General features: G+C 42.2%; 20 protein-coding genes, 2 tRNA genes and 1 pseudogene. All 23 read right to left on the bottom strand.

Features of this window, described 5'->3' with window-relative positions; genetic code table 11:
- Positions 1-30: 30 nt before the first annotated feature.
- Positions 31-570 (bottom strand): hypoxanthine phosphoribosyltransferase, encoded by a 540-nt coding sequence (hpt, locus tag NSQ76_RS00420; RefSeq protein ID WP_008357399.1) that lies wholly within the window; start codon positions 568-570, stop codon positions 31-33.
- Positions 567-1989, bottom strand: a pseudogene (gene tilS, locus NSQ76_RS00415) (tRNA lysidine(34) synthetase TilS). Before tilS ends, hpt begins: the two are co-directional and overlap by 4 nt.
- Before the next feature lie 96 nt (positions 1990-2085).
- Complete coding sequence (locus NSQ76_RS00410; RefSeq protein ID WP_080780839.1) at positions 2086-3093, bottom strand: protein kinase domain-containing protein; 1008 nt, start codon at positions 3091-3093, stop codon at positions 2086-2088.
- Positions 3077-3814, bottom strand: a complete 738-nt coding sequence (locus NSQ76_RS00405; protein ID WP_135033213.1) for a vWA domain-containing protein — start codon at positions 3812-3814, stop codon at positions 3077-3079. Before NSQ76_RS00405 ends, NSQ76_RS00410 begins: the two co-directional genes overlap by 17 nt.
- Before the next feature lie 76 nt (positions 3815-3890).
- Entirely contained in the window at positions 3891-6374 is a 2484-nt protein-coding gene (spoIIE, locus tag NSQ76_RS00400; RefSeq protein WP_024425648.1) for a stage II sporulation protein E, read from the bottom strand.
- 203 nt (positions 6375-6577) lie between these two features.
- Positions 6578-6649: transfer RNA gene (locus NSQ76_RS00395), tRNA-Glu, on the bottom strand.
- A gap of 25 nt (positions 6650-6674) precedes the next feature.
- Positions 6675-6748, bottom strand: a tRNA-Met gene (locus NSQ76_RS00390).
- 177 nt (positions 6749-6925) lie between these two features.
- A complete protein-coding gene (locus NSQ76_RS00385; protein WP_008357409.1) occupies positions 6926-7321 on the bottom strand; it encodes a S1 domain-containing RNA-binding protein in 396 nt (131 codons plus the stop codon).
- 82 nt (positions 7322-7403) lie between these two features.
- Entirely contained in the window at positions 7404-7778 is a 375-nt protein-coding gene (locus NSQ76_RS00380) for an FtsB family cell division protein (RefSeq protein ID WP_024427190.1), read from the bottom strand.
- A gap of 18 nt (positions 7779-7796) precedes the next feature.
- A complete protein-coding gene (gene yabQ / locus NSQ76_RS00375; RefSeq protein ID WP_024427191.1) occupies positions 7797-8435 on the bottom strand; it encodes a spore cortex biosynthesis protein YabQ in 639 nt (212 codons plus the stop codon).
- Entirely contained in the window at positions 8432-8740 is a 309-nt protein-coding gene (gene yabP, locus NSQ76_RS00370) for a sporulation protein YabP (RefSeq protein WP_024425646.1), read from the bottom strand. Before yabP ends, yabQ begins: the two co-directional genes overlap by 4 nt.
- Positions 8741-8813: 73 nt before the next feature.
- Positions 8814-9074 (bottom strand): RNA-binding S4 domain-containing protein, encoded by a 261-nt coding sequence (locus NSQ76_RS00365; protein ID WP_008341839.1) that lies wholly within the window; start codon positions 9072-9074, stop codon positions 8814-8816.
- Positions 9071-10555 carry a nucleoside triphosphate pyrophosphohydrolase gene (gene mazG, locus NSQ76_RS00360; RefSeq protein WP_135033212.1) on the bottom strand — a complete coding sequence of 495 codons (1485 nt, stop codon included), beginning with the start codon at positions 10553-10555 and terminating at the stop codon, positions 9071-9073. The genes NSQ76_RS00365 and mazG overlap by 4 nt, the downstream gene beginning before the upstream one ends.
- The gene (locus tag NSQ76_RS00355) at positions 10545-12149 is read right to left on the bottom strand and encodes a putative polysaccharide biosynthesis protein (protein ID WP_341051700.1); all 1605 of its coding nucleotides are present in this window, start codon (positions 12147-12149) and stop codon (positions 10545-10547) included. The genes mazG and NSQ76_RS00355 overlap by 11 nt, the downstream gene beginning before the upstream one ends.
- A 190-nt stretch (positions 12150-12339) precedes the next feature.
- Positions 12340-12876, bottom strand: a complete 537-nt coding sequence (gene spoVT, locus NSQ76_RS00350; protein WP_024427194.1) for a stage V sporulation protein T — start codon at positions 12874-12876, stop codon at positions 12340-12342.
- A gap of 139 nt (positions 12877-13015) precedes the next feature.
- Complete coding sequence (gene mfd, locus NSQ76_RS00345; RefSeq protein WP_025093518.1) at positions 13016-16549, bottom strand: transcription-repair coupling factor; 3534 nt, start codon at positions 16547-16549, stop codon at positions 13016-13018.
- Positions 16550-16617: 68 nt separating this feature from the next.
- On the bottom strand, positions 16618-16848 hold the full coding sequence (locus NSQ76_RS00340) for an anti-sigma-F factor Fin family protein (RefSeq protein ID WP_003217967.1): 231 nt from the start codon (positions 16846-16848) through the stop codon (positions 16618-16620).
- Positions 16849-16903: 55 nt separating this feature from the next.
- Positions 16904-17470 carry an aminoacyl-tRNA hydrolase gene (pth, locus tag NSQ76_RS00335; RefSeq protein ID WP_024425643.1) on the bottom strand — a complete coding sequence of 189 codons (567 nt, stop codon included), beginning with the start codon at positions 17468-17470 and terminating at the stop codon, positions 16904-16906.
- Between the two features lie 140 nt (positions 17471-17610).
- Positions 17611-18237, bottom strand: coding sequence for a 50S ribosomal protein L25/general stress protein Ctc (locus NSQ76_RS00330; protein ID WP_024425642.1), 627 nt, complete (start codon positions 18235-18237; stop codon positions 17611-17613).
- 138 nt (positions 18238-18375) lie between these two features.
- Positions 18376-19329 carry a ribose-phosphate diphosphokinase gene (locus NSQ76_RS00325; protein WP_024425641.1) on the bottom strand — a complete coding sequence of 318 codons (954 nt, stop codon included), beginning with the start codon at positions 19327-19329 and terminating at the stop codon, positions 18376-18378.
- Positions 19330-19356: 27 nt separating this feature from the next.
- Entirely contained in the window at positions 19357-20727 is a 1371-nt protein-coding gene (gene glmU / locus NSQ76_RS00320) for a bifunctional UDP-N-acetylglucosamine diphosphorylase/glucosamine-1-phosphate N-acetyltransferase GlmU (RefSeq protein ID WP_024425640.1), read from the bottom strand.
- Between the two features lie 198 nt (positions 20728-20925).
- Positions 20926-21222 carry a septation regulator SpoVG gene (spoVG, locus tag NSQ76_RS00315; RefSeq protein ID WP_008357439.1) on the bottom strand — a complete coding sequence of 99 codons (297 nt, stop codon included), beginning with the start codon at positions 21220-21222 and terminating at the stop codon, positions 20926-20928.
- 224 nt (positions 21223-21446) lie between these two features.
- Positions 21447-21824, bottom strand: a complete 378-nt coding sequence (ridA, locus tag NSQ76_RS00310) for a 2-iminobutanoate/2-iminopropanoate deaminase (protein WP_135033209.1) — start codon at positions 21822-21824, stop codon at positions 21447-21449.
- Positions 21825-21837: the final 13 nt, after the last annotated feature.

Raw genomic sequence — 21837 nt, 5'->3', positions numbered from 1 at the left:
AACCAATAACCTCATGTATACGTATGCTGATTAGCCTTCGTAAACAGATGGTTTTAACACTCCAATATACGGGAGGTTTCGGTAACGTTCAGCGAAATCCAATCCATAGCCGACAACAAATGCATCTGGTACTTCAAATCCAACATAATCTGCTTTGATGTCTGCTTTGCGGCCGCTTGGTTTATCAAGCAATGTCACAATTTTAATGGAATTTGCTTTACGGTATCGGAAAAGCTCTACCAGATAGCTCAAAGTTAACCCACTGTCGATGATATCTTCCATAATCAAAATATCTCTTCCTTCAACAGAAGTATCTAGATCCTTAATGATCTTTACTTCTCCAGAAGATACGGTAGACTTTCCGTAGCTAGATACATCCATAAAATCAAGTTCTAAATATGTATCAATGTGTTTGATCAGGTCTGCCATGAATGGAAGAGCCCCTTTCAAAACACCAATAGCCAGGGGAAATTTACCATCATAATCACTGGTTAATGTTGCACCCAGTTCCTTCACTTTTTGCTGGATCTCTTCTTCTGAGATCAAAATCTTTTCAATATCTTGTTTCATGCTTTTGCTTGCCCCCTACAAATTTTCATGCTGTCTATATTGTAATACAATGAGATCGCTGTTTGTCATATCAATTTCTTCAAAAACGGATTTTTTCAGACCTGGGATCCAGATGATTTGATGATCCGAGTCAGTGACGATCGGCCAGCTGTCTCTTTCTGCAAGAGGCACTTTTTTATCAATAAATATATCCTTCACCTTTTTTGACCCATTCATCCCTTTAAGTTTGATTCGATCACCATTTTTTCGTGAGCGAATGATCAAAGGGAGACGAACATGATCTTTTTGAAGCAAGAAAAAATGGTTTCCGTTCCGTGCATCCTTCGGAACATGATTTGATACGGCGATAGACTGTCCATTTGGGAGAAAAAGCTCTTCTCCGAGCTCAACCTTTAAGTGAAGAGCATAAGACTGGTCTAATACATGCGATCGCTCAAAGGTAAACATACAGTGATCATAAGACTTGACAGCTTGTAAACCTTTTGGCAAATCTAATGATCCAGACGGTTGATCGGTATGAGATAACCAGTCTAAAGTCCCTAGAATATGCTGGTTTGAAAACGCTGATTGAGTGTTTTCATAAAGATAGTTTAATATTAGTTGAATGCCTCTTCTTTGTAAAGGCAAAGGCAGGTCAAGCAAAGGCTTCGTTTTAATCTCAATTTGCTTAGGCGATTGACTCGTTATCACTTGGTTCATTTGTTCCTTTGTTAAAGCCTGCAAGTATTGCTCATCCTCAGTCAGCATGTCACTTACAAACTGAAAGCTTTCATGTACATGAGGTGCCTCTTCTTTTAACACGGGAAGAATGTGTCTTCTTACCCGGTTTCTCAAGTAGTCATCTGTATGATTGCTTTGATCAATGACATAGGGGACATGTTCTTTTTCACAAGCTTTTAGTACGTCGTCCTTAGAGTATCCAATGAGCGGACGAATCAGCCACCCATTTTGAAAAGGGCGTTTTGCTTGGATACCTGCGAGTCCTATACCAACAGTCCCTCTCGCAAGTCTCATCAACATTGTTTCTACTTGGTCGTCTCCATGATGTGCAAGCGCTATAAATTGAGCGTTGTATTGCTCCATCAATTGACGAAAGAAAGCATATCTGCACTCCCTTGCAGCTGCCTGTTTGTTTAAGCGGTTTTCTTTTGCATATTGGGTGACCTGTATGCGGGACGATTCAAAAGGGATCTCGTGCTCCTTACAGTAAGCCTCAACAAATGCCAAATCAGCAAAGGACTCTTCTCCTCTGAACATGTGATCTACATGGGCTGCAATCAGCTGATAGGAACCTTTGCGGTGCTTGTTAAGTTCATGCAGTAAGAGCATAGAATCCGGTCCGCCGGAAACCCCGACAATGACTGTCGTATTTTCAAGGTAAACATCATGTTTTTTCAAAAAAGATTCAATTCTATTCACAACTTCCTCCTCACAAAGAGCAGGTAATTTAAAGATATACATATCCTATCACTTTCAGTAGCTCCAAGCAAAGAAGAAGCCTGCTTTTTTACAGCTCTACAACAGGAACAAAACCACATATGCACAGTAAAGGGCGAGTACACTGCATACGATAAGAATGGTTTCAAAAAGCCCGCCTGATTTTTTGCGTGCTGACGTTCTTTTTGCTGCTGCAGCCCGCGATCGTGAAGTCACTTGTTGATTTTGATTAACAGCGGGTTTTGGCGCAGGTTTTTGCTGCTGCTTCTTTTGGCGCGATTTTCTTGATGCAATCAGCTGTCCTTCTTTCAGCATCGCACTTTTCATGTCTGCTGCTGATTGATATTTACCTTGTAGAGCAGCCTTTAACACCCTTTCATATCGCTTTAATAAAGGATGTCCTTCAATGGCTCGATAAAGCTGTTTATCTGGTTCTGCTCCTTTTTTGAATTCTTTCTTATACGCACAGTTGACCATCACCATGGTCAGGGCAAATAAGTCATAGGTTGGTTCAGCTTTTCTTGTGCCAAACCCCCAATAGCCTCGATCAAAAAACTCGGTATACTCCTTAATTGCCCTGCCCGCTTTCGTCGTTCCTCCCACATCAATGCACCGGATTGTGGCAGGGGGACCAGAAACAATAAGATTATCCGGCTTTAAATCACCAAAAATCCAACCTTCCTGATGTAAATGAGCCAGACTGGATAAAAGCTGAATCATTAAAACCACAATCCACTCATCACCCTTTTGTTTCACAAATTCAAGCAGTAATGGGCCTCTGACATATTCCATCACATAAAAGGAGCGTTTTTGAGGCATACCGGGATAAATTGCATCATCCATATCATAAAAAGAAGGCCCCATGGTTTTCACAGGAGCCTTTGAAAAGGATTTTAATACATTGACTTCAGATGCAATGAGCATACTGTCATCACTCACTTTAAGGGCCGCTTGCCCATGTGGCGATTCGGCCAGATAGACAACACCGTTCGCCCCTTTTCCAAGCTCTTTTACAATACGGTAATGATGGTGGTGCCATTTCCCTTGAATCACCGTGCCTAAGGGGATGTTAGAAGCCGAATTCATCATTATGCTCTTCCTCTGCTTCAAGCAGCCCTTTGCGTGAACGAACTGATTTGAAATGCTGAAGTGCTTCCCGAAGCGCTGGTCCCGTTGGGGTGATGCCTCCAGTGGTCAGTTTTGGGAAAATAGATGATAATGAATCGAATCGAGGCGTCCAATTCAACACAATTTCAGCATCCGAGTTTTTCCCGGGAAATACACACATCCCAAACTGATTTTCTCCAATTCTTGAATTTAAACTGATGGAAAGGTCGATAAGTGCCTCTTTGACGGTTGGCAGCTTCGGTTTCATACTTGCACTTGTATCAACAAGCACGAGTACTTGAAGGTGAACCGTTTCTCCTAACTCATCGACAACCTCCATTACTTCCCCGCGCTTATCAGGTGGAAGCTCTTCAATTTCAGTGTCTTTGCCAAGTATTTGCTGCAATTCTTTATTCACAACACCTTGCAGGGTTTGTGTCATTGCTTTTTTCGTGACCATTTGTACTGTTTGAGATAACTGCTGGACGTAGACAACTTGATGGATGCCTCCGCCTGCGAGAGCAATCCCCTCTACTTCCTTCATTGCTTCATGATCGTGTCTGTTTTCTTCCATAATGCCAATGACATTGACTGTAATCCCTTGTTCCTTTGCCAATGAGGCAATCGCAAGCGGATCTTCCCCGTGATTTGAGCAGCCATCTGTAATCAATAAGATTTGGTTGACGTGACCTTTTCGCATCTTCATTCCTCCTGGGATTGTAACTGAATGCTTATATCCCCATCATCGCCAGAAGAAATTCATATTATACGATATTTTAAGAAATCTCTTGTTTCTCAAGATAGAATGTACCGGTCGGAATGGAAGCCCATTTTGGTGTGTTGTGGTCGAGCCTGATGACAACAACTGTCATATCATCGTCAATTTGGCCTGCTCTTGTTCGAATGACCTCTTCCATTAATAAATCAGCAATTTCTTGGGGATCTTCTGTTTTAAAGCTTTTCATTTTCCGTTTCACCCACAGATCATGATTTTCAATATGCTTCGGCCCCTCAAAAATACCGTCACTCATCATAATCAATAAGTCTCCTGCCTTCATCTGTTCGCTCACAACCTCGACTTCAAATTCATCAATAATGCCAATCGGCAAGTTGCTTGCTTGTACCTTCATCACCTGATCACCCCGTTTAATAAAGCTGGGAGTTGAACCAATCTTGAGGAACTTACAGCTTGCATCCTGTAAATCAATGATCGATAAATCCAATGTTGAATAGATCTCGTCCGTCGTTCGTAAAGATAAAATACTATTAATGGTTTTAATCGCCACTTTTTCATTGATACCTGATGCCAATATTTTTTCTAACAGCTTAATCGTTTCATTGCTTTCAAAATGAGCACGTGCTCCGTTGCCCATTCCATCACTAATAGCTGCGGCATACTTGCCTGCTCCAAGCTCCATCATGCTGTAGCTGTCTCCAGATACCAGTCCTCCGCCTTTTGCTGCATGTGCCACGCCTGTAGCCACTCGGTATGATTTAGCAGAGCCAAATACAACGTGGCAATAGCCTGTTGGATGCTCTGCACACTGTTCTGCTTTGACTAAAATCTGTTCTTCTAAAATATCCGAAAGCATTGGCGCAATGATTTTTTCACATTCCCCATGCCCTTGGCAATATGGGATTCTCATTTCAATATCCACATTTCCCTGCTCCAAGCTATAGATTTCTACTTGCTGAATTTCAATGCCAAAGTGCTGAAGTGCTTCTATCATCTGCTCTTCCTGAATAAAATGCTGCTCTCTTTCTCGTTTTATTTCCCGGGAAAAATCCTCCATCACTTGTGAGACCCCCATCAGCTGTTCAGCCACAAGACGCCTGCTGTCTTGGACTTTTTTCTTCAGTGTCTGGTTGGCTTTATAGTATGCGATCTCCTCTTCGATCAATTCCTCAACATGTTTTGATTTTGAGCAGTGCTGACTAAATTTCTTTTTCAATTTTCGGTTATGCTCATACGTTTTTTCATCAGATTCATGCATAACTTGTTTCATTAGTTCATAGGTTGTATCAAAGTTCTGCACCCAGCATTTATTTTTCTTATAGCACGTTTGACAGGATCGTTCTGTGATCGTACTTAAAAAAAGATCTACATCCTCTTCCTGCTTCTTCTCTTCAGGAATGGATTCGTAAAATGTCGCAAAACTCTCAGACAGCGCATGAAATACATGAGAGAATTGATCTACCTTTTTTGCTGTCACGTCTCGTACCTTCCGAGCATATTGCTGCTGCTCTTGTACATGCTCTACCGTACCAGGAATGTATTTCGCTACCTTGGAAGTAACTGATTGCGGCGTGAGTAAAAAGAGCGCAACCGCTATAAGTGATTCATACAGTGTGGTCATGAGACCTGCTGACCCTTCCCCGTACAGTGAAATGAGTAAGGAACCCACAATTAAGCCGATGGCTGCCCCTGCTTTCTTCCCTTCTTTCAGCAATCCGCCTAATAAGCCTGAAAAGGCAAGAAGACTCATCTGATAAAGGTTTCCGATGTTAGCGAGACCGAGAATTAATCCTGTCACAACACCGACCGTACAACCAATACTGGCTCCGCCAATAAAGGCAAACGTCAGCACTACATAACGTGACAAAATATGCTCTGCCTGCATTCCTTGAAAAGTGATCCCAGCAAGACCAGTTAAAACTGAGGCAATTAAAATCATAAAACAAATAATTTCTTCGACCTTTAAAGAGTGTTTAATTTTCCTGACTGTAAAAATCGGCAGGCTTTGAAGGAAAATCAGAGTCAAAATGAAGGCAAGTCCTGCTTCGACACCCGCCATGACGTAATCATAACTTTGCACAGCACCTTGCTCTAAGTAAACAAACGCTCCCCGGGTGATCAGCATTGAGAGAACAATGACAACCGGCAATGTTTTCACTGGGTCTTTGATGATGAAAGAAACCACCTTTGACATAAGGAGAAACATGAGCAGCGACGCAAACACAAACAATGCATTTTGAGGTGATATCGTCATCGCCCCAGCGAGTAATGCTAGACAAGCAAGCATCGCCTTATCTCTTTTAATAAGCAGCATGGAGCCAAAGAAAGGCAGAGCAAACGGCATAATTTCAGATAATATAAAGGCTCGTCCTAATAAAAAGCCTAGAACAACATAAATAAACCCTTTATAGAAAAAAAGAGAATGCGTGTGATGAAGAAACAGGTTTTTCATCTTTTTTAACCCCGCACTGATTCTTTCAAACCCCGCTCCTGTTAAATCAGTTCTTCTTTCTAGTTTTTCCATCTTCTCATCCCCCACCTGATATTCGTTGGTTGTCATTATAGCGAAGGTGAAAAAGAAATTTTGTCAAAAGAAGTTGTCGTTTCCATAAAACGTTCGACGCTTTATTCGTCAAAGAGGCATACTTTCATGAAAGTCGATGTCTTTCATCAGAATTTTACGAAGGCACAAAAAAACAGCTTTCCTATAGAAAGCTGTTTCGAATATGACCCGTACGGGATTCGAACCCGTGTTACCGCCGTGAAAGGGCGGTGTCTTAACCGCTTGACCAACGGGCCTTGCTTTATGTTCTAGTTAAAAGGATAGCGGCGGAGGGGATCGAACCCCCGACCTCACGGGTATGAACCGTACGCTCTAGCCAGCTGAGCTACACCGCCATAATGAAAATGCGCTAAGAAGCACAAGAACTATAATACAAAGGATTCGCTTGTCCGTCAATAGAAAGTTTTAAATTAAATGACGAAATCTCCAAAAATGTCGGATGGATCATGAAAAAAAGCACCTGCTGAACAGCAGATGCTTTGTTGTGAAAATATATAGAAAGCAGCAACAAGTTAACCTCTTCTTGCTCCGCGCCCCCCACGTTTTGATTCCGTGTTACGTTTTAAAGATGTTAAGCGATCTTCGCTATCTTTTAAGAATTTGTTCATTTTTTGTTCAAACGATTCCTTCGGACGGAAATCATTTCTGCTTGGTCTTGATTGTTGTTGAGGACGATCTTTTGCTTTTTTAATGGACAAGCCGATTTTACCGTCTTTTTCAACGTTAATCACTTTCACTTCAACTTGTTCACCGACTTTTAAATGCTCATTAATATCTTTTACATAGTTATCGGCTACCTCACTGATATGAACGAGACCAGTTGAACCGCCTGGCAACTCCACAAAAGCTCCAAAATTTGTAATGCCCGTAACTTTCCCTTGTAACTTGCTGCCAACTTCAATCGACATAAAAAAAGTGCTCCTCCTTAGACTTATAAAAAAATCTCATTTGTTCAATTATACATAAACTGAATTTTAAGTGTCAACAAGGCTAATCGCTCTTATTGCCCACATCAAAGATTTTTTCGCCTTTTTTGGACATATAATAGTCCCGTCGTGCCAGTTCGAGTACGTATTCCTTGCTTTTCAGCTTCTTAATTTCATCAGAAATATCTTCCTGCTTTGTTTTTAATTGCTTCAACTCTTTTTCGAGCGCAACCTTCTTCTCTTCTTTTTCCTTTAGTGAAGACGATTGCGACCAGAGGGCACTTGTCACCAAGACAGCAAACATGAGCACGATTACACCAAACACGGTAAGCCTTCTAAGGAGTCCTCGACGTTTGCGTTTTAAGCGCTGCGCTTGCTGTTCCATTTGTTTTTGGTAATCATTTTGAATTTGTGCGATATTTCGTTTTCTCTTGTTCAAGATTGAAGGCCTCCTCTCTTACTTTGTCCAGAATTGTTTCCATTTCGTTTTGATGGTACCAGATAATTTCTTGGCCCCTTGTAAAATTCCTGCTCCTTTTGAGAAAAACAATCTCATTGATGTTCGCCATTTTTCGGGAATCCGATGAATAATGGTCACATTGAGTAACCAGATGAGCGGATAACAAACAATCGACAGCACCTTCCACACGAGCCGAAACGTAAAACGAACTAGACGTAAGAGCGAGTGGAGCAAGAACAGAAAAGCACTTATGACCAATGTGATCATCCAGCGTATCGGCTGGAAGACAACCGACATGACCAGCCTTTTTAGAAAGAGAACGGTCTGATATACACACATCATGATAAACTTGAGAATCTTGAGATACAAATGTTTCATCAATGCCTGATACATCGAGAAACCTAGAGCAACGGCTAGAAAAATATAAAGCCTGAATTCTCCCTCATTTGTCAGCAGCAGGACGTAAAAGAATAAGAGACCCTGTACCATCCAAAAAAGGAGATCGTGGATAGCCAAAAGCCATTTTGCTGTTTTTTCCCGGTTCACAAACAGCTTGTACGTATCAAGCGATGCGCCCAGCCAGATGCCCATCGCCGCCATGGAAAGCATCGTATAAAACTGGACTGTCAGCGTCATTTAAACAGCTTGCTAAAAAATCCTTTAGCTTTCTCCCCGTGCTGCTCATCCACATAGATTAAATCAAAGACACGCCCTTTGATCGACACAACGCCCTTTTCGACGTCTAGGTTTTTCATTTGCAGATTTTCTCCGCGGATGGCGAGAATCCCCATGACCGTCTCCAGCAGAAATTCCTCACTATCAAAGCTTTCCACTTGTTTGACACCAGTAATATCTAAATGCTTTCTGTTTCGCATTGTGACATTGTGCTCCGCGTCTGACGACAGCTTCGTGCCTTGAGGTTGATTATAATATTGATTCATCTATACATCCCCCATATCTCATACTTGCATGTTACTGCATTGTATGTGATAAGAGGGTCATTTAGAACAAGCCCTATTCTGCTGTTTTTTCTTCTTTTAGCACAGTATACATGCCAGCCGCTTCTTCTTTTTTCGTCGTGTCCTTTAACTCGTTGACTTGAACAGTCACTAGTTTTTGACCAAAGCGGATTTGCAGCTCATCTCCTTCTTTCACGTCAGAGCTTGCCTTCGCCTGTGTTCCGTTAATAGATATCCTGCCTTGATCAGCTACTTCTTTTGCCAATGTTCTTCTTTTAATTAAACGGGATACTTTTAAAAATTTATCTAGTCTCATGTGTGTTCACCTCTTTCTATGCGTTTCGCATCGTTCCATAGATCGTCCATTTCCTCTAGCGTTAAGTCATCTAACGAACGGCCCATGTCCTTTGCTTTTTGTTCGATATGCTGAAAGCGCCGTATGAATTTTGTGTTGGCAGAAGCGAGTGCCGTTTCAGGCTCTAGGTGATAGAACCTGCCAATATTGACGAGAACAAACAAAAGATCTCCAAATTCATCTTTCATCTGCTTCGTTGCACCTTCGTCCGTCTTCTCTGCCACTTCAACGAGAAATTCCTGCTTTTCTTCTTCGTATTTGTTCCAAATATCTTGAACATTTGTCCAATCAAAGCCTACTTTGGCAGCTTTCTTTTGGAGCTTATATGCCTTTGTTAGTGCCGGAAGTGTCGCCGGAATCGATTGCAAAATAGAACCGGTCCGCTCTGGCTTCTCCTGCTGTTTGATTTTTTCCCAGTTGGCCACCACATCTGCTGCCTCAGAAACATTCGTGTCACCAAACACATGGGGGTGGCGCCGAATCATTTTTTCTGTGACATGCTGAATGACGTCATCGATTGAGAAATAACCGTCATCTTCGCCAATTTGAGCGTGAAGCAACACCTGCAGCAGCACATCGCCAAGCTCTTCCACCATATGATCTGGGTCATCTTCATCTATCGCTTCAAGCAGTTCATAGCATTCTTCAATTAAATATGGTTTCAGTGATTCATTGGTTTGTTTTTGATCCCATGGACAGCCGCCCGGACCTCTTAATGTACGTATGACGTCACGGAAGGTGTCAAATTGTTGATAAAGCAGCTGTTCATCTTGAATCGGAGGAACATAAACACTCGTTAAGTTATTTATCGACACATCTCGATCAAGTTCAAATAAAGGAACGGCAGTAATCTGTTCCTGACTGCTTCCAGCTGCTGTCACAATATAAATTTCATAATCGTCAGGGAGCTTTTCCATCAGCGTGAGTTTCACATTCGAAGCTGTCATCTGATCATATACCTGACAAATCAGGACGTGCTGGGTTAATTTCAGATCATCCGCTCTCATATCCCCTGCATCAACGAATTGTAATCCCTCGATGGGGTCAATCTGCAAGGAGTTGAATGTCGCATCTAGAAAGCTTTGTCCACCAGCGACAGACACCTCAATCCCGCGCTCTTTCTGCCCGGCGACGAGCAGCTGTACGGTCTTTTCTGCCACAAATGGATGACCAGGTACAGCGTACACAATGTCTTTTTCCGCTGCCTCTGCAAATAATATTTCGGTAATTTCCTGATACACCTGATCAAACTGATCATGCTTTTCATAAATTTCATCAAAAAAGGTGAGAGATGGGACCTCCTGCATTAACTCTGCGGTAAGCGGATGATCCTGCGTTCTCATAAATACTTCTTTCGCCTGCTTCAGCTGCTTATATACACCGAGCGTCAGCTGATCCATGTCGCCTGCCCCGAGACCGACGACGGTAATCTTACCTGCCATTTTGATTCCCTCTCATCTGTTTAAAATATAAAATCTTTTCTCCTAATGGAATGAGTCTCCATTCCTCGTCCGTAAATACTTCTAGCTTAAGAATACTATATAAAAAGGCGAAACCACCAATAAAAACTGATGTCAGGCTCTCTAAAACGGAAAACGGGCGTTTTTCAAAGGGGATGACCCATGAAAACAGAGCCTGATATCCTATTAAGACCACAGCCATGAAGGCGGCTGATAAAAGAATTTTCACCGGGAACAGCTCTCTCAACGAAATCCATCCTTTTTGCTTCAAATAAACGGCATTGAGCACGGCTGCTGTGAGAAAACCACATACAGTTGACCATGCGGCACCATGGATGCCAAATAACGGTACAAACTCAATTGTTAAAATCCATTTCACCAGCACGCTGAGGACCACCACAACAGCAGGATATACAGTATGCCCGAGCCCTTGCAGTAAAGCCGCCTGCGTAATGGCAATCGACGTAAAGACGATCGATATACAGAATATTTGCAAGGCATCGGTGCCTAAGTCATTACGAAAAAGCATTGTATTGACTGGTGCTAAAATACAAATCAGTCCAACCGCTGACCCTATCCCTAATACCGACGTGGTCTTAACCGATGAGCGAACTTTTTGCCGTATCGTTTCATGCTCTCCATTCCTCATGGCTGCAGATAAAAATGGCACAAGAGAGGTTCCGATGCTGATGGCAAACACCGTTCCGAGCTGTAAGAAAGGCTGGCCTCGGTCATATACACCTTTCGCCGCCTTTGCCGCCGCTTCACTGAGACCCTCGCTGCGCAGCAGCGCATACAGATGAAAAGCATCAATCATTTGCATCCATAAAATGAGCAAACCGCTGACACAAATCGTCAATGTATACAGCACCAAACTCTTCATAACATCTTTTTTTCGAAGTGTCGCCTGTTTGCCTGACATACTTGCAGCAGACTGCTTTCGATAGGTCAGCCAAAGGAAAAGAAGCAAAATGAGCGAGGCCGCACTTCCTGCGATAGAAGAGAACACCGCACCCGCCCCTGTTTCATAAAGCGAATAGCCGTGCCTCACGAAATAGAAGGATAAAACAAGCAGGACACCTACCCTGATGAGCTGCTCAACCAATTGTGAAACAGCTGTTGGAAGCATCAGACCGTCACTCTGAAAAACTCCCCTCAGCATCACGGTGAGCGGCAGAAATAGAAACACAAAAGCACTCATCTGGATGAGCAGAATTAATTGACTGTCTGCCATAAGACTCGCAATTGTGCCTGCTCCTATGTAAAGACAAAGAAATAAGGCTAGGCTCAGTAAAGTGATATAGACCAAGGATACCCTTGTAATGATCCGTCGATTCTCTTCCCCATGCTCACTCAAAAGCTTGGACACCATGACAGGAAAACCTGTTGTACCAAGCATGATGGCAATGCCAAGGAAAGGATATACCTGCTGATAAATATAAAACCCTGTATCCCCTACGATGTTTTGAAACGGGACACGGTAAACAGCACTTAATATCTTTGATAACAAGCCTGCGATGGTCAAAATCACCGCACCCTGGAAAAGCCAATGCGGCTGATTCACAGCATTTTTCATGGATGACTCCTTTAAAATAAATCTACAGTTAAACGCACTCATTATAACATACGTGAATGAAAAGACGTTTCTTTCTAAGGAGTAGACGGCACATGTCTCGTTTTGTTTCATCCCATATAAAAAACCGACAAAATCAAATGATTTCATCGGCATTCTTTCATTTTATCAAGATGATATAGAGTTATTAGACCTAATGTTCCATTTGACGGGCTAAGAAGCCAGCTGCCGTTTCTGCCGCTTTATGCTCCACTTCTCCCATTGAACGCTCTTTAGAAAATAAGACGACGGCGCCAATTGGATCTCCGTTCGCAACAATAGGTGCAATGGTATAAGCAGATACGTCATCATCAATACCATCGACAAGTTGAATTTCTTTTTTATTTTCTTCTAACACAGAATTACGCTGATCCATTGTTCGTTCAAGTAAATCACTGATGGATTTGTTCAAGTACTCTTTTTTCGAACTGCCGGATACAGCAATATACGTATCTCGATCACAGATCAGGATGGAATGACCCAGACTGTCGAATAATGCATCAGCATATTCCTTCGCGAAGTCTCCTAGCTCACTAATCGGCGAATACTTCTTCAAAATCACTTCTCCATCGCGGTCGACGAAAATCTCAAGCGGATCTCCTTCCCGGATGCGCAATGTTCTGCGAATCTCCTTCGGAATAACCACTCTACCTAAATCATCGATGCGGCGTACAATTCCAGTTGCTTTCATTCACTGCTGCCTCTCTTTCGTTTGATGATGTGTTGGGTGAATGAAACAAAAGCGTCCACTTTATGCAACATTCACCACTTGACCCTGAGTTTAGTATCCGTCACATCAAACGTAATATACACGAGAGACAAACAAAATTTTAGGAAGATGGAATGGTTTCTTTTTTCACATCTTGAAGGCCTCGAAGCATGTTAAGGACAACCTCAAGCCATTCCTCAGTCTTCTTGCCTTTCGTTTGGACAGAAATAATCAGCTTGCTGCCTTCCATTCCTAACCCGATTTCACGTCCATATTTACTGCCGAGCTCAAATAATTTTTGACCGTCGATTTCACTGCTTGCTTTCTCATCAAGAGTCATTCTGACAATGCCTTTCTCCATCTTGATCAGCTCGACACGTTCCTGGACAGCGTATACCTTCATTGTCGCAATCGTAAACAAGTCAGCCACTTCTTGCGGATATTCACCAAATCGGTCGATCATTTCATCCTGAAGCTCTTTTCTCTCTTCAATCGATCCAATTGCTCTGAACTGTTTATACATTTCAATCTTTTGCTTGCCATCCGAAATATAAGTGTCTGGGATGTAAGCATCAATTTGCAGATCAATTTCTGGCTCGAACTTATCTTGAGCCGTTGTATCGCCTCTTCTTTCCTCAATGGCTTCTTTCAGCATTTGAGAATAGAGGTCGAATCCAACCGAATCAATGAAACCATGCTGCTGAGCACCAAGTAAGTTCCCTGCTCCTCGAATTGTTAAATCACGCATCGCAATTTTAAACCCAGATCCGAGCTCTGTGAATTCTTTAATGGCTTGAAGTCTTTTCTCCGCAACTTCAGAAAGAACTTTATCTTTTCGATACGTGAAATAAGCATAAGCGACACGGTTCGAACGCCCGACTCGTCCTCTTAGCTGGTACAGCTGAGAGAGCCCCATTTTATCGGCATCGTGGACGATGAGCGTGTTCACATTTGGAATATCGACTCCCGTTTCAATGATGGTGGTACTGACCAATACATCTGATTCACCTTCAAGGAAATTGATCATCACTGATTCAAGCTCGTTCTCACTCATTTTCCCGTGCGCATAACTGACTTTTGCGTCTGGGACTAGCATGGAGATTTCGTCTGCTTTTCGTTCAATATCCTCAACACGGTTGTAAAGGAAGTACACTTGGCCGCCGCGTGCTAATTCTCGCTCTATCGCTTCTCTGACTAGAGCGCCATTATACTCAACCACATAGGTTTGAACAGGGAAACGGTTTTCAGGCGGTGTTTCAATCACTGATAAATCCCGTACGCCAAGCATGGACATATGAAGCGTACGCGGAATTGGGGTAGCTGTTAATGTCAGTACGTCGATATTGGCTTTCATCTGCTTAATTTTCTCTTTATGCGTCACACCAAAACGCTGTTCCTCATCAATGATCAACAGTCCTAAATCCTTGTAGACGATGTCTTTTGAAAGAAGGCGGTGTGTGCCGATAACCATATCGATCGTTCCGTTTTTCAGCCCTTTTAACGTTTCAGTTGTTTCTTTTCTTGTACGGAAACGGCTCAGCTGCGCAATTTTGACAGGGTAGTCTTGGAATCGGTCCATGATTGTGTCAAAATGCTGCTGTGCTAAGATGGTTGTCGGAACAAGCAGGGCTACCTGCTTCCCGTCAGCAATCGCTTTGAAGGCCGCACGAATAGCCACCTCCGTTTTTCCGTAACCCACATCTCCACAAAGCAGACGGTCCATTGGACGTTCCCGCTCCATATCCTGTTTAATTTCGTGAATCGAACGGATTTGATCATCTGTTTCCTGATAAGGGAACGCAGATTCAAACTGGCGCTGCATCTCATGATCAGGCGAGAAGGCATATCCTTTGCTTGCCTCGCGTTCTGCGTACAGTTTAATCAGATCATCTGCGATGTCCTGTACAGATGTTTCAACTTTTTTCTTCACGCGTTTCCAATCGCTGCCGCCTAGTTTGTACAGCTTTGGTTCTTTACCTTCTGATCCTACATATTTCTGCACCTGATCAATTTGTTCAACCGGTACATAAAGCTTGTCGCTTCCTTGATAATGAATATTTAAATAATCTTTATGAATGCCGCCGATTTCAAGCGTTTCTATTCCTAAATATTTACCGATCCCGTGGTTAATGTGCACCACATAATCACCGACTTGAAGCTCTGAATAGCTCTTGATCCGCTCTGCATTGGTCAGCTTTTGCTTACGCGCCTGTTTTTTCACACGTTTCTTGAAGAGTTCACCTTCTGTGATTACAGCAATTTTTGATAACGGCAGTTCAAAGCCTGTTTGCAGCTCACCTTGTAAAATATACACCTGTCCGCTCACAAGCTCAGCGTCCGGTTTAGCAAGAGCGGCTTCAATGTCATAATCATGCAGAACAGACGACAGCTTTTCTGTCCGCTCTTCATCAGCACCTAAGAAGACAACCGTGTATTGCTGTTTTTTATAGCGTTCAATTTCACTCGCCAGCACATTCATCTGTCCGTGGAAATTCTGCATTTGCTTACTAGATACATTGACGATATTTTGCGGATTTGTCTGCTGGACATGTCTCAGGAACAAAGAGTAGTACAGAATGGATCTCGATTGCTGATTGATCAGTTCTTGGAACGGGAAAGATAGAGATAAATCATGAAGAATATTGCCTTCTTCAAGCAGACTAATTGTCCAATCGGCTTCTTCCTGTTCAAGCTGTTCTTCCATCTCCTGAATTCTGCTGATTTCATCTAAAATAATAATCGTATCCTGCGATGTGTAATCTAGCAAACTAGCAGGCTTTTCATAGAAATAGGACAGGTACTTCGTCATTTCCTGTGTCACGATGCCTTCTAGCAGCTTCTCGCGATCAGCAGATATATTTTGATGAAGCAGTTCTTTTTGCTGATCTGAGTTGAATTTCTTTAAGCTCTTCGCCAGCCCTTGATCAAGCTGTTCAATGGCTCTCACTCGTTCCGGACCTCTCACAATTAACTCTTTTGCAGGACCTATTTTGATTTCTTGAAGGGTTTCTAATGAACGCTGTGTATCTGAATGAAACGTTCGAATTGAGTCTATTTCTGTATCAAACAGTTCAATACGGATTGGATGATCTTCCGTTAACGCATAGATGTCGATAATTCCTCCGCGCACACTAAAATCTCCGGGCGCTGCAACCATCGACGTCCGGTCATAACCAATTTGTACGAGCTGTTTTGAAAACGCCTCCAAATCAATTTCTTCACCGATCTTTAAATGGATCTGACTCTCCTTCCAGAGCTCAACTGGCGGAAGCATCCTGCGAACCGCAGCAGCGGGAGTGACGATAATGGGGTTTTCTCCATTCGCAAGTCGATTCAAGACATCCAAACGCTGTGCTCTCAGCTCAGGACTGGCCACTGCAATTTCTGAAGCGATGAGTTCATTGACAGGATAAAGAAGAACCGAGCGATCTGGCATCACACTTGCTAGATCATCTGTAACCTTCTGCGCCTGATATAAATTGTGAGTCACAATAAACATCGGCCGCTTCAGTTCGTCTGATATCGCGGCTGTAAATAAAGATCTGACGGAGCCTGATAGTCCGGCAAGCAGCTGTTCTTTTAACCCTTCCTTTAGCCCATTAAAAATGGACTGAAAATCATCACTTTGTTTGATAAATGATTGTATGTTTTTCATTTGGCTCCTCCTCCCTGTTTGTTTAAAACAGAAAAACGCTTTGGTCTAATATCTACACCAAAGCTTTTTTATTGAATAAAAGTATGATACTGATGGTAATCAGGATTTCTTTCGAGCGCCTCTTGGCAATCCTCACAAATGGTTTGTACATGTAAATCACCATTTTCCCTATAAGAAATCATATCGTTTCTTTCCTCATTTGTTAAGTGATGAAATCCAAGTGCTTCACTTTGGACAGCGGATTCATCTAGACTGCCAACCTTTACACCACAGTGGCGGCAGTAATAATGCAAAGCCATACGTGATCCTCCCATGCTGAGATTTTATGATCAGTATGTGCTTCGCTTATCATTCTTATACCTTCTTGTTAAAATCATTCATCACTTCTAAAAATGGCTTTTTTAAAGCCGCTTCACAAGCCTCGACAGACGATTGAATGGCTGATGCGATGTCAGGCTGTTCTTCTTCTGAGAAACGTCCTAGTACGTAATCAACGACCTTCATGCCGTTTTGAGGACGTCCAATGCCGATACGGAATCGGTCAAATTCAGGTGAACCTAAATGCTGAATCAATGATTTGATTCCATTATGCCCGCCTGCACTTCCTTTTGTACGTAGGCGAATCCGGCCAGTTGGCAAATCAAGATCATCATAGATCACTTTCAAATGCTCGAGGGGAATATCGTAATAGTCCATCAGCGGACGCACACATTCTCCTGATAAGTTCATATATGTAAGCGGCTTTACAAGTAGAACCTTTTGCCCCGAAACAAACCCAGTTCCAAATTGTCCATGGAATTTTGATTGATTTAAAGGTATGTCCCATTTTTTCGATAATTCATCTATTGTCATAAACCCGACATTATGTCTTGTTTTTTCATATTCTTTTCCTGGATTGCCTAATCCAACGAATGCAATCATGAAACCAATAACCTCCTTTGTCACACAGCACACGCCTAAAAAATGAGCCAATCAGATTGCCTCATGTAAAAACGTATGAATTCTTTTCATTCTAGCACAAAAGACGCAACCGCGGGAGGGTTACGTCTTTAAATGACCAGTTATTCTCCATCGTCATCCTTTTCTTTAATGGCCTCAGGCTCTTGCGGCTCTTCTTCGCTATCCGGCTCAGGAACCTCTGATTGCTGAGGCGGCAGAATGGAGGCAACGACTTCTTCTGGATCGTTATTGATTTGATAAGATGACTGAACAGGCAGATCAGCAACTGTTAAGACATCATTGACTTCTAAGTTTGTAATATCAGCTTCAATATTCTGCGGGATATCTTTTGGTTTCGCTGTCACAGATAGTTCAAATAGTGGCTGCTGAAGCACACCGCCATCTTTTACCCCTTTAGACTCACCAATCAGCTGTATTGGTACATCTGCTTCAATTTCACGCTGTAAGTCAACGACTTGGAAATCAGCATGGACAAGCTCGTTTTTCAACGGATCTGTTTGTAATTCTGTCACCATCACAGATTTCGTTTCACCACCCACGTCTAAGGTGATGATTGTATTCTTCCCTTCATCACGTAAGGTCTTTAATAAATCGATGCTGTCTAATGAAACAGCCAGGCTGTCTGTATTTTTTCCGTATATGACACCAGGAACGTGTCCTGAATGACGGATTTTTTGCAGTGTGGAACGTTTGAAATCAGTTCTTTTATTTGCTTTTAAAGTTGCCATATTCAGCACCATCCTATTTCTTTTTTGTCACTACTCTCATAATTACCCATAACCGAATCATTTTAAACCTATTTGCCGTGAATGATGATAGCAAAAAGACCCCAAGCTTGATGCCTAGGGCCTTTTTTAATCAGAAAATTAGCTGAAAAGGTAGCTCACAGATTCTTCTTCATGTACACGGATAATGGCTTCTGCAAGCAAAGGCCCAACCGAAAGCGGAATGAATTTTCCAACTTTCTTGTCATCAGTTAATTGAATACTGTTTGTCACAACCAATTCTTTAATTTTAGAGTTTGTGATACGTTCTACTGCTGGTCCAGACAATACTGGGTGCGTACAGCAAGCATATACTTCAGCTGCTCCATTTTCGACTAGCGCATTTGCTGCAAGTGTAATAGTACCAGCTGTATCAATGATATCATCGATCAGAATCGCCGTTTTGCCTTCAATGTTACCAATAATGTTCATGACTTCAGCAACGTTTGGCTTTGGACGGCGTTTGTCGATAATTGCGATCGGCGCTTTCAGGCGGTCTGCCATTTTACGCGCACGTGTCACACCACCGTGGTCAGGAGACACAACAACGATATCATTCAAGTTCTTCTGTTCGAAATAGTTTGTTAAGATTGGCACAGCCATTAAGTTATCGATTGGAATATCGAAGAAACCTTGGATTTGCGGTGCATGAAGATCAAGTGCAATCACACGTGTAGCACCTGCTGTTTCAAGTAAGTTTGCAAAAAGCTTCGCAGTGATTGGCTCACGAGGTTTTGCCTTACGATCTTGACGTGCATATCCGTAATAAGGGATCACAATATTGACAGTTTTCGCAGAAGCGCGTTTTAGCGCATCCACCATAATGAGCAGTTCCATAATATGCTCATTGACTGGCGCACTTGTTGATTGAATGACATAACAATCACAGCCGCGGATACTTTCTTCAATATTGATTTGGACTTCACCGTCACTAAAGCGTTTAACAGAGCTCTTTCCTACATCAACTCCGATACGATCGGCAATTTCTTTGGCAAGTTCAGGGTTTGAATTCAAAGAGAATATCTTTAAATTCGCATCAGCATAACGATTAGACATGGTATGGTAAACCTCCGGGTATTTGGATTATTTTTTATGAATATTTTTCACATAATCTTCTTTATTGACTTGTCTTGCTCTAGCAATAGACAATGCATCCTGCGGTACATCTTCTGTAACCGTTGAACCGGCTGCAACATATGCCCCTTTTCCGACAGTGACTGGTGCAACTAGATTTGAATTACAGCCAATAAATGCGCCGTCTTCAATCTTCGTTAAGAATTTGTTTTTCCCATCATAGTTGACTGTAATGGAACCACAGCCAAGATTTACATCAGTTCCGACCTCTGCGTCTCCAATGTAGCTTAGATGAGATGCCTTGCTGCGGTCTCCGAAAACTGTTTTCTTGATTTCGACAAAATTTCCGATTTTTACTTCATCGCCAATTTTCGACAACGGGCGAATATGAGCAAACGGTCCAATTGTCACATCAACTCCAACCTCACTATCGCAGACGACAGATTGCTTAATGACTGTTCGATCTCCGATGATGCTGTCAACAATTTCAGTGTTTGGCCCAATAGTGGCGTCTGCACCGATTTTCACATTCCCTTTGATGACCGTCCCAGGATAAATAACTGTATCTTCACCGATGACAGCATCTGGCGAAATATACGTGTTCTCAGGATCAATCAAGGTCACACCATTCTTCATATGCTGATGATTAATACGTCGCTTCATGAATTGCTCTGCTTGTGATAGAGCGATACGATCGTTAACTCCAAGTGTTTCTTCAAAATGCGGTGTTTGATAAGCTGCAACTGTTTGCCCTTCATTTTTTAGAATTTCAATAACGTCTGGCAAGTAGTATTCACCCTGTGCATTTTCATTCGACACTTGCTCAATCACACGGAAGAGATCTTCATTTGAAAAGCAATAAGTCCCTGTATTAATTTCATTCACTTGACGCTCTGCATCGTTCGCATCTTTATGCTCAACAATTTTCACGACAGCACCTGTTTCGTCACGAATAATACGGCCATAGCCTGTCGGATCATCCGCATGTGCTGTTAAAATAGTGACTTTCGCTTGATGTTTTTGATGCTCGCTTAACATGGCTTCCATTGTTTCCGCTGTCAATAATGGCGTATCACCACAAATGACAATGGTTGTTCCCTTTTCCTGCGCGAGGAACGACTTTGCTTGTTTGACGGCATGGGCTGTTCCCAGCTGTTCTTCTTGAAGTGCATACTCACTTCTGTCTCCAAGCTGCTCTTTCACGTCCTCTGCACCATGACCGACAATCGTCACCAGCTTGGCTAAAGAAAGCTTTAACGCTTCATCTGCCACATGCTCGACCATTGGCTTTCCGCAAACTGGATGAAGTACTTTATATAGCTTTGACTTCATTCTCGTTCCTTTTCCCGCTGCTAAAATCACTGCGAACCGCTTATCCATTGATTGGCCTCCAATATCCCTATTATCCATAGAAAAATATATCCTAAATAAAGACTGATTTCAAGGATACATAAGGAAGTACAATAATTTTCTAACAGATGAAAGACTTAAGAAACAAGAGAAAGAACGAAAAAAAGACAGCATTTAAAAGAAAACATTCATTTTCTCTTAAAGCCGTCTTTTTAAGTTCACATATGATTAAGAAGCTCCAGCTTCTTCATATTCAATTGTTTCTTCCTCTTCGCCTAAGCGATGATATTCATTTAATACAGCATCTTGGATTTTACCCCGAGTGCTTGAATTAATTGGATGTGCAATATCGCGAAACTCTCCATCAGGCGTGCGTTTGCTAGGCATTGCTACAAACAACCCATTGTTTCCATCAATCACACGAATATCATGAACAACAAATTCGTGGTCCAGCGTGATGGATGCAATCGCCCTCATGCGACCATCGGTATTCACGCGGCGTAATCTTACGTCAGTAACTTCCACAGTAGTTCACCACCTTTTCCCAATATAAAAGCATTACTTAGGTATTCAACGATCGTGGTGATTCTCCTGCTCTTTTTTTAAACTTTTTTTGAAATATCGGGATATTTATACATTATTTGTCATATTCGTGACGACGCTTACATTCTCAGCATAAAAAAAGACATCATGATGATGTCTTTCCCTGCATATGATGAAACCAAACGGCTTTCATTGAGAGTGCCTGTTTATTTAACTAATGCAACTACTTCTATTTCTACAAGCGCATCCTTTGGAAGTCTTGCCACTTCCACACATGAACGAGCTGGCTTATGTGTATGGAAATACTCACCGTACACTTCATTCACTTCAGCGAATTGTTCCATATCTTTAATGAAAACAGTTGCTTTCACGACTGTTTCAAAGGAAGCACCTGCTGCTTCAAGTACAGCCTCAAGATTACGGAATACTTGATGTGTTTGTTCTTTAATATCTCCATTTACAAAATCTCCAGCTGGGCTTAATGGAATTTGCCCTGAGCTGTAAAACATGTTATTGACAATAATTCCTTGAGAGTAAGGTCCAATGGCTGCTGGTGCATGTTTGGTTTGAACAACTTTTGTCATATCAATCTCTCCC

The sequence above is a fragment of the Bacillus sp. FSL M8-0256 genome (genome assembly GCF_038005765.1).
GTDB lineage: Bacteria > Bacillota > Bacilli > Bacillales > Bacillaceae > Bacillus > Bacillus safensis.
The sequence above is the reverse complement of the archived record's forward strand: the minus strand, read 5'-3'. Positions and strand labels throughout refer to the sequence as shown.